This is a genomic window from Niastella caeni (assembly GCF_004834005.1).
Classification (GTDB): Bacteria; Bacteroidota; Bacteroidia; order Chitinophagales; family Chitinophagaceae; genus Niastella; species Niastella caeni.
This window is the reverse complement of sequence record NZ_STFF01000013.1, coordinates 14,770-31,158: the sequence shown is the minus strand read 5'-3', so window position 1 is coordinate 31,158 and position 16,389 is coordinate 14,770. Positions and strand designations below refer to the sequence as shown.

9 protein-coding genes are annotated in these 16,389 nt (G+C 42.9%); 6 read left to right on the top strand and 3 right to left on the bottom strand.

Annotated features, from left to right (window positions below):
• Positions 1 to 26: 26 nt before the first annotated feature.
• From FAM09_RS28320 to FAM09_RS28305, 4 genes are all read left to right on the top strand, one after another.
• Positions 27 to 1,391 carry a TolC family protein gene (locus tag FAM09_RS28320; RefSeq protein ID WP_136580541.1) on the top strand — a complete coding sequence of 455 codons (1,365 nt, stop codon included), beginning with the start codon at positions 27 to 29 and terminating at the stop codon, positions 1,389 to 1,391.
• Between the two features lie 116 nt (positions 1,392 to 1,507).
• Positions 1,508 to 2,575, top strand: coding sequence for an efflux RND transporter periplasmic adaptor subunit (locus FAM09_RS28315; RefSeq protein ID WP_136580540.1), 1,068 nt, complete (start codon positions 1,508 to 1,510; stop codon positions 2,573 to 2,575).
• 129 nt (positions 2,576 to 2,704) lie between these two features.
• Positions 2,705 to 5,878, top strand: coding sequence for an efflux RND transporter permease subunit (locus FAM09_RS28310; RefSeq protein ID WP_136580539.1), 3,174 nt, complete (start codon positions 2,705 to 2,707; stop codon positions 5,876 to 5,878).
• Positions 5,879 to 6,382: 504 nt separating this feature from the next.
• A complete protein-coding gene (locus tag FAM09_RS28305) occupies positions 6,383 to 8,008 on the top strand; it encodes a hypothetical protein (RefSeq protein WP_136580538.1) in 1,626 nt (541 codons plus the stop codon).
• A 58-nt stretch (positions 8,009 to 8,066) separates the two neighbouring features.
• Here FAM09_RS28305 and FAM09_RS28300 read toward each other — a convergent pair whose 3' ends face one another.
• The 3 genes from FAM09_RS28300 to FAM09_RS28290 are packed head-to-tail and all read right to left on the bottom strand — an operon-like array spanning position 8,067 to position 13,686.
• Positions 8,067 to 9,485 (bottom strand): sugar porter family MFS transporter, encoded by a 1,419-nt coding sequence (locus FAM09_RS28300; RefSeq protein ID WP_136580537.1) that lies wholly within the window; start codon positions 9,483 to 9,485, stop codon positions 8,067 to 8,069.
• A gap of 23 nt (positions 9,486 to 9,508) precedes the next feature.
• Positions 9,509 to 11,809, bottom strand: coding sequence for a GH92 family glycosyl hydrolase (locus FAM09_RS28295; protein WP_243751799.1), 2,301 nt, complete (start codon positions 11,807 to 11,809; stop codon positions 9,509 to 9,511).
• Positions 11,810 to 11,850: 41 nt separating this feature from the next.
• On the bottom strand, positions 11,851 to 13,686 hold the full coding sequence (locus FAM09_RS28290; protein ID WP_136580535.1) for a class I mannose-6-phosphate isomerase: 1,836 nt from the start codon (positions 13,684 to 13,686) through the stop codon (positions 11,851 to 11,853).
• Positions 13,687 to 13,979: 293 nt separating this feature from the next.
• Here FAM09_RS28290 and FAM09_RS28285 point away from each other — a divergent pair, with 293 nt between their 5' ends.
• Both FAM09_RS28285 and FAM09_RS28280 read left to right on the top strand, forming a co-directional pair.
• Positions 13,980 to 14,711 carry a GntR family transcriptional regulator gene (locus FAM09_RS28285; RefSeq protein ID WP_136580534.1) on the top strand — a complete coding sequence of 244 codons (732 nt, stop codon included), beginning with the start codon at positions 13,980 to 13,982 and terminating at the stop codon, positions 14,709 to 14,711.
• Positions 14,712 to 14,992: 281 nt separating this feature from the next.
• A complete protein-coding gene (locus tag FAM09_RS28280; RefSeq protein ID WP_136580533.1) occupies positions 14,993 to 16,333 on the top strand; it encodes a serine hydrolase in 1,341 nt (446 codons plus the stop codon).
• The last annotated feature ends 56 nt before the right edge of the window (positions 16,334 to 16,389 follow it).

Genomic DNA, 16,389 nt, shown 5'->3' with positions numbered 1-16,389 from the left:
AACAGTCCAATTTAAATACTTAATTAATGAAACACAACCAATCGCTTCGAATTGTTGCCCAACGTTTGGTATTGCTTGTGGCCGGGGTTAGCGTTTTGTCATTGGCAAAGGCCCAGACAGCACCGCTTTCGCTGAAAGAAGCACTGCAACAGGCACTGAAGAATAAATCAGAAGCCGTTAAGGCAAGGCTCGACGAAGAAAACAGCCAATATAAAATTGACGACGCCCGCTCACAGGCGCTTCCGCAAATAAACGCCAATGGCGGCCTTACCTATAATCCTATTTTACAGTTAAGCGCCGTACCAGGTGAGCTGGCAGGACAACCGGGCAAAACAATGCTGATAGCATTTGGACAAAAATGGAACAGCAGTGCCTCTGTATCATTATCACAGGCACTGTTCGACAAATCAGTCTTCACCGGTTTGAAGGCTGCGAAAAGCACCCAGCAATATTACCAGTTGATGGCCGGGTTAACCGATGAGCAGGTGATTGAAAAAGTAGCCACCCAATACTACCAGGTGTTGGTGCAACGTCAGCAACTGGTGATCGTCGATAGTAATCTTGCCACAACCACTCGCGTGAAGAATGTAATTGAAGGCCAATATAAAAATGGATTGGCGAAAAAAATTGATCTCGACAGAAGCAAGGTGAACTTATCGAACCTGGAAGCACAACGTCAGCAATTGATCAATACAGTTCAGCTACAGGAAAACACGTTGAAGTTTTATATAGGCATTCCCATTGAAACACCCATTACAATTCCTTATGCGCAAATGGACAGCATTAAACCCAAATTGGCCCTGATGGATAATGCGCCGGATGTAAAAAAACTGTCGGATTACCAGGTACTGAAAAAACAGGAAGAACTGCTGGCATTACAAAAAGAAGCTACGCGTGCAAAATATTATCCATCTCTCTCGCTTTCGGGAAACTATGGCTACCAGGGAATGGGCAATTCTTTTCCGGTAGGCAGCGGCGCCAACTGGTTCGATTATGCCTCGGTAGGATTAAATCTGAAAATTCCCCTGTTCAATGGATTTTCAACGCGATCGAAAGTGAGGCAGGCCGATGTTGATATCAGAAAGTTACAGCAAGATATAAAGAACACAGAGTTGTCGCTTAACCTCACATATAGAAATGCCACCACACAACTTCGGAACAGCATTATCACGCTTAATAACCAGAAAGAAAATGTAGCGCTGGCCGAAGAAGTATATACCAATACACAAAATAATTATACGCAGGGGTTAGCGCCGTTAACAGATCTGCTAGATGCAGAAAACTCGCTGACCACCGCGCAAAATAACTATTCTGCCGCTTTACTTGATTATCGTTTGGCAGAAATACAATTAATAAAAGCCCAGGGAAATTTAAAATCACTCTTAAACTAACATACAATGAAATGAGACATAAAATTTTCGGGCGATCATATCTGCAGCAATGAAAATTTTTATGTCGAATTCTCCGATAACCATCCGTAGCAAAAATCAATTAAAATAATTTTCAGATGAAAAAGATCACCAGGATCGTTGTAACAATCGTAGTAATAATAGCTTCTTTAGGAGCTATCGCCAAAGTCCTATCAAACAACAAAAAGAAATCGGAAGAACAAACCAAAATTGTAGCACAAACCAATGCAACAGTATCAGTTCGCATAGATACGGTTTCGCTCGCAATACCCGACCTGGATGTAGTAGCCAATGGCAATTTTGCCCCTACGCAGGAATTGAGCCTGGCCGCAGAAAAAGCTGGCCGCGTGGTAAAGGTGTTGGTTGATGAAGGCAGTTATGTACAAAAAGGACAAACAGTAGCTACCATCCGCGTTGATCAGCTTTCCGTTGACCTGACAAACGCCGAGGCGAATTATCAAACAGCACGCACAGATCTTGAACGATATGAGAATGCATATAAAACAGGTGGTGTAACCCAGCAACAGCTCGATCAGGCGCGATTGAATGTAGAAAATGCAAAAGCCAAAGTAGACCAATCGCGCATTAACCTGGGCGACGCCAGCATTCGGGCTACCATCAGTGGTATTGTAAACAAACGGCATATTGAACCAGGAAGCGTTGTTTCACCCGGTACTGCGTTGTTCGATATCGTGAACGTTTCAACACTCAAGTTAAAGGTAACCGTAAACGAAGCCCAAATACCTTACCTGAGCGTAGGCAAACAGGTGCAGGTGAAAGCAAGTGTGTTTCCCGATAAAACATTCTCTGGCAAGATCAACTTTATTGCCCCAAAAGCAGATGAAGCGTTGAACTTCCCGGTGGAGATCACGATAACCAACAATACCGGTAATCAATTGAAAGCAGGCATGTATGGAACCGCCGTATTCGATTTTCCCAATCAGTCAGCGGTTATAATGATACCCCGCACAGCCTTTGTGGGTAGCGTGAATAGCAAGCAGGTATTTGTATCGGACAATGGCGTTGCCCGGTTGAAAATTGTTACACCCGGCCGTGTACTGGGAGAAAAGGTAGAAGTATTGGAAGGCTTAAATGAAGGTGCATTAGTAATTACCAGTGGACAGATCAATCTCGTTGACGGTAGCAAAGTAAGTATCATTAAATAAGCGCCGGGACAACCATAAAAAAATTTAAAATGAAACGAGGCATGATAAAATTTTCATTAGTAACAATCAGCAATGGAAATTTTATCATGCGGAGTTCCATCCGACCAAAATAAAATAAAAATTATACGGATGAAATTAGCTGAAATTTCCATAAAACGGCCTTCCCTTGTGATCGTACTGTTTACGGTCCTCATCCTGGGCGGTTTGTTTAGTTATACTTTACTGGGGTATGAACTGATCCCGAGGTTCGACAGCAATGCGGTAACCATTACAACAGTTTACCCGGGTGCGTCTCCGGCAGAAGTTGAGAATACCGTGACCAAAAAAATTGAAGATGCCGTGGCATCGCTGGAGAATATCAAAAAACTGGAATCGAAGTCGATGGAAAGCATTTCATTGGTTACGATCTCACTGAACAGTGGCGCTGATGCCGATTATTCATTGAACGACGCGCAACGCAAGATCAATGCGATATTAAAAGACCTGCCTGAGGATGTAGATCCACCATCGTTGAATAAATTTTCACTGAGTGACCTTCCCATTCTCACGCTTTCCGCTTCGGCTAAAATGGATGAAGCATCTTTTTATGACCTGGTTGACAAACGCATCAACCCTGCCCTTTCGCGGGTAAATGGTGTGGCGCAGGTAAACCTGGTTGGCGGTCAGGAAAGAGAGATCCAGGTTAGTCTTGATGGAGAAAAACTGAAAGGATATGGTTTATCTGTTCCTCAGGTACAGCAAATAATTCTTGGTTCCAACCTCGATTTCCCTACCGGTAATGTACAAACACGCGAACAAAGCATCCTGGTGCGCTTATCTGGTAAATATAAAAATGTAGCAGAGCTGCGCAACCTGGTGCTTACATCACATAATGGGATAGCCATTCGCCTGGGCGATGTTGCCGACGTACAGGATGCACAAAAAGAAGTAGAGAAAATATCGCGGGTTAATCAGAAGAACGCTATTGCCATACAGATCGTAAAGCAAACCGATGCGAATGCAGTAGCGGTAGCCGAGGATATCAAAAAGAAGATTGCGTCACTTCAAAGTCAATATGCTGCCAGCAATTTAATGCTTGAGATCGCGAACGACAGTACCGTGTTTACGCTGGAAGCGGCCGATTCGGTAGTGCATGATCTTTTACTGGCGGTAGTGCTGGTAGCGCTTGTGATGCTGTTCTTCCTGCATAGCTTAAGAAACTCATTGATCGTAATGGTATCTATACCTGCTTCATTGATCGCCACATTCATTGGCATGGCGTTGCTAGGTTATACCCTTAACCTGATGAGCTTGCTGGGACTTTCGCTGGTAGTAGGTATTCTTGTGGATGACGCCATTGTGGTGCTCGAAAACATATACCGGCACATGGAAATGGGTAAGAACCGGGTTCGGGCAGCTTTTGAAGCCACCAAAGAGATCGGGTTCACGGTTACAGCTATTACCATGGTTATTGTAGTGGTGTTCTTACCAATTGCATTAAGTACCGGTCTGGTGTCGAACATCATTAAACAATTCTGCGTAACAGTAATTATTGCCACGCTGTTATCATTGTTGTCGTCCTTCACTATTGTGCCCTGGCTTTCTTCCCGGTTCGGAAAACTGGAACATCTTTCTTCGAAAACCTTATTTGGAAGAATTATCCTGGGATTTGAAAAAGGGCTTACTTCGTTCACCCATTGGATCACCAACATTCTGAAATGGTCGCTTAATCATAAACGCATCACATTAGCTATAGTGCTGGTCCTTTTCGTGAGCTCATTATATATGCTCGCAGGCGGTTTTATAGGGGGTGAATTTTTCTCCAAGAGCGATAGGGGTGAATTTTTGGTGCAAATGGAATTGCCTAAAGACGCTTCTATTGAACAAACCAACCAGGTAACGCAGAAAGCAGAAGCTTACCTGCGCAAAAAACCCGAAGTAATTGACATGCTTACCATGGTAGGACAAACCAGTGATGGTATGGCCGGAAGCCAGTCTACTGCCTATAAATCGGAAATTCGTGTAAAGCTGGTCGACCAAAAACACCGCACAGATGATTCGTATGTATATGCGGCTAAAATAAAAAGAGAATTACAAAACGAACTGGTAGGTACCAAAGTAAAAACAACACCAATAGGCATGTTGGGTACGGCCGATAATGCACCCCTGGCACTGGTAGTAATGGCGCCCGACCTCGACAGCGCTATGGCCTTTGCCAATGCAGCGCATGAGGAGCTGAAAAAAATAAAAGGCGCGGCAGAAACCAAACTGACTGTTGAAACGGGCAACCCGGAGATCAATGTGCAGGTAGACCGGGATAAAATGGCCAGTTTAGGTTTAACGCTGCAAACAGTTGGTCTTACTATGCAAACTGCATTCAACGGTAATACCGATGGCAAATTCAGAGCCGGGGAATATGAATACGACATTAACATTCGCTATAACAGTTTCAACAGATCGAACATTGAAGATGTACGGAACCTTGAATTTGTAAATGATCAGGGGCAGCGTATCAAATTATCGCAGTTCGCTTCGATCGCAGAATCATCTGGCCCGAGCCTGTTAGAGAGAAGAGATAAAAGTCCTTCTGTAACCGTTCAGGGGCAAACAGTAGGTCGCCCTTCGGGAACTGTTGCAGGAGAATGGCAGCAGGCTTTTGAAAAATTAAGAAAACCTGCCGGCGTAAGTTATTTATGGGGCGGCGACATGGAGAATCAATCTGAAGGATTTGGCACATTGGGAGTAGCGCTGCTGGCCGCTATCTTACTGGTATACCTGGTGATGGTATTGCTGTATGATAGTTTTGTTTATCCTTTAGTGGTATTGTTTTCTATACCACTGTCATTTATCGGTGCGTTGCTGGCATTGGGTTTAACCAACAATTCATTAAACATATTTACTATTCTGGGTATCATCATGCTGATTGGTCTGGTTTGTAAAAACGCCATTATGATTGTGGACTTTACCAATCACCGGAAAGCCGCCGGGGAAAATACTGTCACAGCATTGATCCAGGCAAACCATGCAAGGCTGCGGCCCATTTTGATGACAACCATTGCCATGGTGTTTGGGATGCTGCCTATCGCCGTTGCATCAGGCGCGGGGGCAGAATGGAAAAACGGATTGGCGTGGGTAATTATCGGCGGTTTGATCAGTTCGCTGTTCCTTACGTTGATCATCGTTCCTGTTATCTATGCCATTTTTGATCGGTGGATCGAACGCCGGAAACAGAAAAAACAACAGCAAACAATAGATGAATTGATGACAGCAGAATATATACCGGCCGCCAGTGAAGATGGCTTTACGCCTGTACATGCTGTGTAAACATATGGCAGGATAAGTACGATAGATTGGTCATTTTTTCTGAAGGGTAGCAGGGCATTAGAAATTAATTTTTCTGTGTCCTGCTTTTTTATGCGTTATCCAATCAAGAATTCACGAGATTAAATAAAAAAATATATAACTTTCAGGGCCTGTTTTAAAAAAGTTCAGTGTTCATTTGTATGTGGGCTTTATGTGGTATAACTTGCCCGGGGACACTTGTTAAGCACAGATAAATCAGCAAATGAGTTTCATCCAGAAGGCGCCCCGGGGGAAATAGGAAGATCATTTATCATTTAAGAAAAAGTTTTTGTAACTGTAAGATTAAGGTCCTTTATTATAATGAATACTCCTTTATTAACCCGTTTGCGTGTTTTTGCAAAAAACAATCTGTTTCTTTTTATCATCCCCTTAGGTCTGATTATTTTTTTTCTTTTTAATCTCCTGCCTTTGAATTCTACTGAGAAGTCGATACTGCTGGTTTTAAGCATCGGTATCTACTTTTTAATGCGGAAGTCAAACGTGCAGGCATTCATCAGTAATAGAACAAAAGGCGATACCTTCTGCTTTTTACTGGTTGTATTATATGCCGGTTTTGCATCGGTGGGGCATCCACTTTTCTTTACCGGATTTCCAGTACCTCAGGTGGCTGTTAAATTATTGTTCCTGCTATTATTTTGCTGCTGGTTGTCGTATGTAGCCATTGCATTCTTATACTTCACGGATCTTTGCAAGATCTGGTTGTTTGAAAAAAGTAAGGTGCAACCGGTTACACGATCTTATTCAACCGGGAAACTATACCTGATTTTTGCAAGCATATTGATAGCCTGCTGGTCATTATGGTTAATAGGCTTTTACCCGGGAACGATGTCGCCCGATTCCTTTGAACAATGGAAACAAGCCTATGGCATATTAAAGCTGAATGATGCCTTCCCGGTTATATATGCCTTTATAATACGGGGACTGACTACTATCTGGTATTCACCTGCAATAATTGCCATTGTTCAGATCTTATTCATGGCCGGGATCTTTTCCTCTTTTTTAGTTTTTCTGTATAAAGCTGGCATCCCTTACAAATGGCTACTTGTATTTGCCATAATAACCGGCATAATGCCCACCAATGGTATTATGGTTATAACGATATGGAAAGATATTTTCTTCTGCGTTGTCGTTGTATGGCTCACGCTTGTAATTGCTGAACTACTTACCCAAACGTATATTTTTAACAGGAAGATTACCTTGATATGCCTTTCGGTAAGCTTATTGGCGGTGGCTATTTTAAGGCATAACGGGGTGATGGCTGCATTATGCTGTGCCGCCGTACTTATTGTTTTTGCCGTTAAGAACAAGCGTAAGGAAATACTATTACCTGTTGCTTGTTTTTTGCTGGCATTTTTCACCTATAGAAAATTCATTCTGCACACCTGGCTTAAAGTGCCGCCTGTACCTACCGGTTTCCAACTGACCGCCCCTATGCATGGTATGGGCTCAATCATATATTATAACCAACCACTGCCCGCTTCCACTATGGAAGAAATGCAAAAACTGTTGCCTGTTGAAGTATGGAAAAGTCATTACACCCCCTACTCTGCTGACGAGTATATGTTCCAAACCGATACGCCTTTCATCGACAATTTGTCGAAAGTACCAACACCCAAAGTGGTTAGCATGTATGCCAACACATTAATACACCACCCGTTTTTGATAGTAAAAGACAGGTTATCTGGAACAGAGCTGTTATGGAACGCTTTTCAGGGGCAGGGATCATTCAATTACAGCTACCATGAACTGATAGAAGAAAATGAATTTGGTTTCAAACACCGCGAAAATGGCTTACATAAAGTGCTGATGGGTATGCTCAATTTTGCAGGCAGAGCTTTAGATCCGCTTGTTCGGCGGGCAGGTCTTTACAACATTTTACTAATGTTCCTGCTTTTATATGTAGCCCGGCAAAGAAAAAATTACTGGATCGTTTTTCTTCCACTTCTTGCCGTTAATGTATCGCTGTTGTTCTCTATGACCTACCAGGCTTTCAGGTACGTTTATTATGTACCCCTATTGTTTGGATTTGTCTGGTTGTTTACCGTTTCAAAATTCGTAACCCCGGTTACGGATAAAACAATCAAACCCTAAAACGTCAAAAGCGGCTCCTGGGGCCGCTTTTGATTTATATAGGGAATGTGAGAATAATTCAGCCAGTTGTTGCAAAAAGGTCCTGGTCTTTTGCCTGATGTTTCCAGTCTTTTTCTATTTGCTCCAGTGATTTACCTTTTGTTTCCGGCAACAGTTTATACACCGTAACAAAAGCGATCAAACAAAACAAAGCAAACAACCAAAAAGTGTAGGCGGTACCAATGCTTTTTAAAAATATAGGCGTTAACTGACCTACGATAGTATCGGCCACCCACATTACCATAATGCTAATGGCCATAGCGCGACCACGAATATTGCCTGGAAAAATTTCCGCAGCCACAACAAACTTCAATGGGCCGATAGAAAAAGCAAACGACGCCAAAAAAGCCAATACGCTGATCAATAGTATCGAACCGGTAGTAGCTCCTGCATAAAAACAAATGCCGGTTAACAGCAGGCTGATGGTTGCCCCCGCCGTTCCTGCCAGGTACAAGGGTCTTCGACCCAGACTATCTACTTTCCAAATAGCAATTAAAGTGAACAGCATGTTGGCCCCGCCAAAAATAATCTGACTTAAAAGCGAATTGCTAAGCGAAATGCCTGCATTGCTCAAGATGCTGGGACCATAATAAATAATTGCATTAATACCGCTGAACTGCGAAAACAAAGGCAGCAAAATTCCAATGATCAACGCTTTCCGCCACTGCGGCGCTAACAGTGCCCGGTATGAAATATTTTTGTCGAGCTGCGATTGCTTCCCTTGTTGTAAACTGGCCCGGGCCTCAATATCATTATTAATACGATTAAGGATGATCGTTGCTTCCTGCTCACGCTGTTGTTGAATTAACCAGCGTGGACTTTCGGGAACTACCAAAATCCCAAGTGCGAAGAACACAGCCGGTATTACACCAACCCCAAACATGCCGCGCCAAACTTCACTTACCAACAACGTTTGTAACCAGTTACCAACATCGTTTTTATGAGCAATGGCATAATGAAGCAGCGCTGAATTGGTTAAATAAGCTACGAGAATACCCAGGGTTACTGCAAATTGATAATAAGTAACCAACCGCCCGCGAATACGGGCCGGCGCTATTTCCGAAATATATAATGGAACTACGTTAGATGCCAGTCCGATACCAATACCACCCAGCATACGCGCCGCAATAATGCCCGGCAAAGCAGGCAGTAATGAACATCCCAACGCTGACAATAAGAACAGCAATGCAGCCAGGATCAGCGGTTTCTTCCTTCCCAATCTATCGCTCAACTCGCCGGATACAGCAACGCCTAGGATACACCCTACCAATGCTGAAGATACAACCCAGCCTTCCTGGAAGGCCGACAAAGAAAACTGCTTTTGCAACAAAGGCAGAATGCCCGATACCACCGCCATATCAAACCCAAACAAAAAGCCACCCAATGATGCTACCAGGGTTATAAAAAAAAGGTAAGCGGATTTATTACGTGTATCCATTTATGATACTTTATTACGTTGAGTTATTTTTTGGATGTTTTAGTTGCAGCCGACATCGAGGGCGGCGCATCGCCCGGTTTGCTTCCCCAGGCCATATTGGGTTCAGGCCCCATCTCCAGCACCAGCGAACCACCATCTACCAGATCAGCATGATAAAACCAGGGCTTTGTCAATGGTTTTCCATCTAATGTAGCAGACTGAATATACCGGTTCTTATCAGATACGTTATGCGCTTCTATAACAAAGGTTTTACCAGGATAGTAAACCGGATCAAGCGCAATAGTTGTCTTTTCAAAAACAGGACTGCCGATCTCATAAAATGGTTTTACCGAAGCACCACCATCTGTTTCAAATAATCCCATGGCAGTCATTACATACCAGGCGCCCATTTGCCCTTCATCCTCATCGCCCAACCAGCCATGCAATGGTGTAGAACCATAATACCGGTTCATGATCTCACGGGTATAATGCTGCGTGAGCCAGGGCTTGCCGGAATAATTGAATAACCAGGCCGCCTGCATGTTGGGTTGATTGCCATGATTGATCGGAATACGATCGTATAGATCGCCTTCAGCATTAAAATTATACCGGGCAGATCTTTTAAATCCATCTTCCAACCGGTTATTGAATTCATCCTTGCCCATCAGGTTCAGAATTCCCTGTACATCGTGTGGATTAAAGAAGCTGTATTGCCAGGCATTTCCTTCCAGGTAACCGGTCCCGCTGAAAGAGGTGCAACAATAAGGATTCCATTCTTTCACCCATGATCCATCCCGGTGCTTCATCCGAATATATTTGGTAGCTGTATCAAATACATTTTTATAATTACCGGCACGTTTAATGAATTGTTCGTATTCTTTTTTCTTACCAAGCGCTTTAGCCATTTGCGAAACACACCAATCGTCGTAAGCATATTCAAGGGTGTTGGAAACCTGTCCTTCTTCAGTGGGCACATAGCCCAATTTCATGTACGATTCAAAAAATTTGTTACCTGCATATCCTTTTTCAGGCGTTACTATACCTGGCGTTGTTTGCTGGTGTATCATGGCTTTGAAAGCATTCTCTACATCAAAATCGCGTATCCCTTTTTGATAGGCTCCCGCAATAAGGGCAATTTCGTGCGAGGCTTCCATTATGCCGGAATATTCAATGCCTGCAGGCCCTTTGGGCAACCAGCCGCCTGTATTATAAATCTCCAAAAATGATTTAACCCATTTGCTGGTGATGTCAGGATTTACCAATGCCCATAACTGATTCAGGTTCCAGAAAGTATTCCATAAGGCATCACACCCATAAACAGGTGAATCAGGATTTACCTGTTGCACTTTCTCATTCACATCTACATATTTTCCATTCACATCGCTCCAGGTAGTACGGGCCACATAGGAACGGTACATATTCGTATAGAACTTCCTTTTTTCTTCTTCCGTGCCACCCTGTACCTGTATCTTGCTCAACATCCCACTCCATACCTTTTTTGCGTTATTGCGAACAGCTTCAAAATCCCAGTTGAAGGGGTTCATTTCTGTTTCAAGGTTCAAACGTGCCTGCTCAATACTCACCAATGAAATGGCAGTCTGCATCAGGATCACCTCATCTTTCTTTGATTTGAAATCGGCAAAGGCGCCCATTTTCCCTTTCCCGGCCACTTCTTTCACACCTTTTAAAATTTCTTTGCCAATCCATCCGCCAAAATGTTCTACGGGCCTGTTAAACCGTACTACAAAATGCACGATGTATTCGTTCCAGCTCCATTTCTGTTTTGAATACCCTTCAATTTCCCGGTCGGTCACTTTGGTAATTTTGGCATCCAGGATCTCAGCCGTATTTTCGAAGGGAACATCGAGATCTAATAGTATATGCAATTCCTCTTCTTCAGGAGTAGTAAAGCGGAAGAAACCGGCGCGGGTAGTACTGGTGAGTTCTGTAAGAATGTTACCATTCATCAGGGTCACCGCATAATAACCCGGACTTGCCTTCTCCGTTTCTTTATAAATTCTTGACCGGTAGCCGGTAGTCCAACCGGTTGTAGGGCCATCAGCAGGCCCACGGCGCGTATTCAACGCACCAACAGTAGGCATAACCGATAAACCTGCCATTGTCCAGGAATGAATATGGCTGAACCCGCCAATATTATTCAAAGAATACTCATACCCTGATTTCCAAACGCCACCCTGGTTATCGGGACTTAACTGCACCATACCAAAAGGCATGGTTGCACCCGGATTTAGCATCCACCGCGATTCGGAAGTTCCCAATAATGGATCGGCATAATCTACCGGTTCTTTTTGTTGAGCAATTACGGGCAGTATGCAGCTACTCATGAAAACATATAGCAACAATCTTTTCATAATCTTTTTGAAAATTATTTTAGTTCAGTTATATTTTCTTTACAGAAAGCTTTTACCACTTTTGCCTTGCCTGAGCCTTTGTTAATAAGCGTATAGCTTTGTGCAGCTGCGGGAACCACAAAGGTTTCGGCATAATGATAAGTCATAACAGTACCGCCGGCTGTTTCAACCAAGATGGTACTCCCTTCCACCAACATCAGAATATGACAGGTATTATTAGTTTGCACCATAATACGCGACATAAATTCTATCCGGTGCACATCGTAAAAATGAACCGGATGCGTAGGACAATGCACCAGTTCCCAATCGTTGCCACGCTCGATCACTGTTTGTTTCGAAATTAACTCTTTAGTCACCGTCTCTCCTTTCCTGTCAAAATTCAGGTTATTGAACGCATGATCAATATTAATAGCTCTTGGCTCACCGTTAAGATCGAGCCGCAGCCAGTCATACATCTTAAAAGTAAATATATAAGGGGTTGCACTGATCTCAAGAACAAGGTTGTTTACACCAGCGCTGTGTATCGTGCCATTAGGAATTAAAAACAAATCGTGTTTGGAGGCGGCATGTGATTGTACAAACTCTTCGATGGCCACTTCCTGCTTATTGGTTTTGCTGTTCACCAATGCCTGCCGGAAGGCATTAGGATTGATGTTTTCCTGGAAGCCGAGAAATACGCGGGCATCTTCCTTGCAATCGAGAATATAATAGGTTTCATCCTGTGTGATGGTTTCGCCAAAATTTTTGCGAATATAGGATAAGGTGGGATGGCATTGAATAGATAAATTACCACCTTCCCAGGTGTCGAGGAAATCGAACCGGATCGGGAATTCGTACCCAAACAGGTGGGCGTGTTTACCCAATACATTATTGTTTTCGCAATACATTAAGCAATCGAAAGATACTTCCAATAAATTACCATTGCTTTCAAAAACCAATCCATTTTCCGGAACGATCAGTGCAAAAGACCATGCATAATTCACTTCTTCTTTATTGAGCTCGTTTATTTTCTCTTTCATCCATTGTCCGCCCCACGCGCCGGCTTCAAACCAGGGACGCACCCGGAATACATGTTTACTGAGCGTAGACAACCCTGTTCTTAGTGAATCAGCTAACATCCAGTTAAGCGATTCTTTCCATTGGCCATCCGCTATAATAGTTATGTTGTTGAGAATATATTTTTTATGTTCGTTCAATACCACCCAGTCAACAAAATACAAGCGTTTATACATGTCTGCTGAACGCATTTCCTTTTTACTGCCCAGGTTGGTAATGCTGCCGGCACGCATGCGGTATTGAATTTCGTTCTTTGGCAGATCCAGGTAAATAACCGGTGCATCCCACAAAGCCAGGGCAGCACCTGTACCAAACACAATGGTACAATCCGCATCCTGAACAGGCTGTAATGATAACAGGTCGTTCAAGTTGAAAAAATCAGCCAGCGTACCATTGAATTTTGTTCCCCAAACCGAATCCTGGTTACCTAAAAAAGGCGCTACCATTTCATCGATCTCTATATCGCTTTTCATACAGGTACTTATGTCGATCCAGTGAACCCGAGTACCCTTTCTCATAAACTCTGCCTGCAAACATTGCTTCACTTCCTTCCAGAATATGCCTCCATAGCCATCTACAACAATTAACGGGTGAGTTAACATCCACTGTACCAGTGACGCATATCCACTGAATATCTTGTCAGCACCTAAAGCATGAAATGGAAACATATTATATCCTTCATTGGTTACCGCATCCATTGGTACCTGCTGGGGCAATAACGGCTGTAAACCGGCTCGTCGCTTACTTCCGGCTCCTTTGCATTTACCTACAATATTCTCCGAGGTTTCATACATAGTTTACAGATATTAATTGCTGGCTATTAACATTTCTTAATGTATTTATATTTAATTAAACCTTTGTTGTTACCGCTACGATCTGCTTTAAGGGATCGATATCGCTTATACTTCATTATAGTTGTACGGCCTGCAGAGGTTATGAAAAGCGGTTCTTGCAGCCACCCGCACATACCATTCGTTTGGTTGGAAATGGTAATGGCATATCAAATATATGTACATACATATAAACATAATAACATTTAGCCATTTTTTTCTACTTTTGTCTGGACTTTACGAAAAATTAACCCGGTATGAAGCTTCGAATAGATCATAAAAGCCACGTCCCACTTCATTTACAGGCGGAAGAACTGTTACGCAATCTTATCCGTGACCCCCAGTATACCGATGGAAAGTTTTTGCCAAATGAAGTAGACCTGGCCAAACAATTGGCTATTTCGAGGACCACCTTACGCCAGGCGCTGAACAAACTGGTGTATGAAGGTTTGCTGATACGCAAGAAAGGGATCGGCACCAAGGTGGCAGAATCGTCGGTAAGCTCTAAATCAAAGAACTGGCTGAGCTTTTCACAGGAAATGAAGGCCCGCGGCATTCCTATCAAAAGCTTTGAATTGCATGTGAGTTGGGTATATCCTGATGAAGCGGTTGCCAACTTCTTTGAGATCACTACACAGAAAAAGGTGCTGAAACTGGAAAGGCTGCGAGGCCGGCCAGAAGGGCCTTTTGTATACTTTGTATCATTTTTCCATCCACGCGTAGGGTTAACCGGTGAAGAAGATTTCAAGCGACCGTTGTATGAAATACTGGAGAAAGACTACCTGGTAATAGCCAATTTATCGAAGGAAGAGATCAGCGCGAAGGCTGCTGGTAAATTCATTGCAGGCAAGTTGGAAATAGAACCCGGCAATCCGATCCTTTTCAGGAAGCGCTTTGTTTACGATCAGGGCGACCGGCCCATTGAATATAACCTGGGCTATTACAAGGCCGACAGCTTTGTATATACAATTGAGAGCAGAAGAGAGTGATGTGACGATAAAAATGGGAAATGGGCAAATGATATACAGGAAACAGGTTCAGGTTACAGGTTGCAGGGTTCCCTGGGTTCGAATTTCTTTCTTCATGAGCTTACTGAATAATTCCCGTTAGCCCGCCACTATGTACACACATAATAAACATTAGTAATGTGCTTCCTGGCCACCTGGCCGCGCTTTTTAAAATTAATCTCCGACAAATAGAAACATTCTGCCTGTAACCACGACTAAGGAACAAGCGTCCTACTATCATTCACATTGTTTAACCCAAGCATATGAAAAAAACAGTTGTTTTCCTGGTTGCTCTGAGCATTACTTATATTAGTTTTAGTCAAAATGTAACATCACGCCTGGATACATTATTGCAGGCGTATGCTACTCAATATAAGTTCAATGGAACCGTACTGGTAGCAAAGAATGGTGAAATTTTGCTTAATAAAGGATATGGTTACCGCAATGCAGCTATCCGCCTACTACACGACAAATACTCCGTTTTTCAGATAGGGTCAGTCACCAAACAATTTACAACGGCGATTATCCAAAAATTACAGCAGGAAGGAAAGTTGAACGTACAGGACCCCATCAGCAAATATTTTCCCCAATATCCCAAGGGAGATAGCATTACGATAGAACAACTAATGCTGCACACGTCTGGTATTTATAGTTATACCAACGATAGAACGTTTATGCAAAACGAAGTGAGCAAACCTGCCAACAAGGAGAAAATGATTGCCCTGTTCAGGGATAAGCCATTAGATTTTTCGCCTGGCACCAACTGGAGATATTCAAACAGCGCCTACTCATTGCTTGGCTATATTATTGAATCCGTAACCGGGAAACCATATGAACAGGTAGTTCGCGAATACATATTCATCCCATTAAAAATGACCCACAGCGGTTTTGATTTTACGCACCTGCAAAACAAAGAAAAGTCGATCGGATATTTTTCACTCACTGACAGGGATACGCTTAAATCGCCTATTGTAGATTCATCAGTTGCCTATTCCGCCGGCTCCATTTATTCAACTACAGAAGATCTATATCGCTGGCACCAGGGGTTACAGAAAAATATAATATTGTCAAATGCACAGCAGGAAAAAGCTTATACGCCTGTAAAGAACAAATACGGATATGGCTGGACTATAGACAGCCTATATGGAAAAAGAGTCGTAGCACATGGTGGCGGCATTCATGGATTCACCTCTAATTTTTCACGTCTTGCGGCGGATGATGTATGCATCGTGTTGCTGTGTAATACATCTTCACCAGAACTGCATAATATCACCAAAAGTATTTATGCCATCCTGTACAACAAACCTTATGAAATTCCACGGCCAAGAAAAGTCATATCGATAACAGAAGAAAAACTGAAGCAATATATTGGCGTGTATACCATCAAAGAGAATTTACAGCTAACTATTACTTTAAAAGACGGTAACCTGGTAGCAACGCCTACCGGACAACCTACCGCTATTCTGTTTCCGGAAAAAGAGGACTATTTTTTTGTGAAGCAACCTGAGGTACAACTACAATTTACAAGGAATGAAAAAAAGGAAGTGGATGGATTCACTCTGTATCAAAATGGATCAGAAGTAAAGTGCCCGAAAATAAAATAAAAAAGAAAGCCGCCCTGAAAATACGGGGCGGCTTTTACTTTCGGACGATTGACTAA

Bases quoted from the DNA above. Each gene is read 5' to 3' on its own strand.
- FAM09_RS28320 (WP_136580541.1), top strand. From the start codon at position 27: ATGAAACACAACCAATCGCTTCGAATTGTTGCCCAACGTTTGGTATTG.
- FAM09_RS28315 (WP_136580540.1), top strand. From the start codon at position 1,508: ATGAAAAAGATCACCAGGATCGTTGTAACAATCGTAGTAATAATAGCT.
- FAM09_RS28310 (WP_136580539.1), top strand. From the start codon at position 2,705: ATGAAATTAGCTGAAATTTCCATAAAACGGCCTTCCCTTGTGATCGTA.
- FAM09_RS28305 (WP_136580538.1), top strand. From the start codon at position 6,383: ATGCGGAAGTCAAACGTGCAGGCATTCATCAGTAATAGAACAAAAGGC.
- FAM09_RS28300 (WP_136580537.1), bottom strand. From the start codon at position 9,485: ATGGATACACGTAATAAATCCGCTTACCTTTTTTTTATAACCCTGGTA.
- FAM09_RS28295 (WP_243751799.1), bottom strand. From the start codon at position 11,809: ATGAGTAGCTGCATACTGCCCGTAATTGCTCAACAAAAAGAACCGGTA.
- FAM09_RS28290 (WP_136580535.1), bottom strand. From the start codon at position 13,686: ATGTATGAAACCTCGGAGAATATTGTAGGTAAATGCAAAGGAGCCGGA.
- FAM09_RS28285 (WP_136580534.1), top strand. From the start codon at position 13,980: ATGAAGCTTCGAATAGATCATAAAAGCCACGTCCCACTTCATTTACAG.
- FAM09_RS28280 (WP_136580533.1), top strand. From the start codon at position 14,993: ATGAAAAAAACAGTTGTTTTCCTGGTTGCTCTGAGCATTACTTATATT.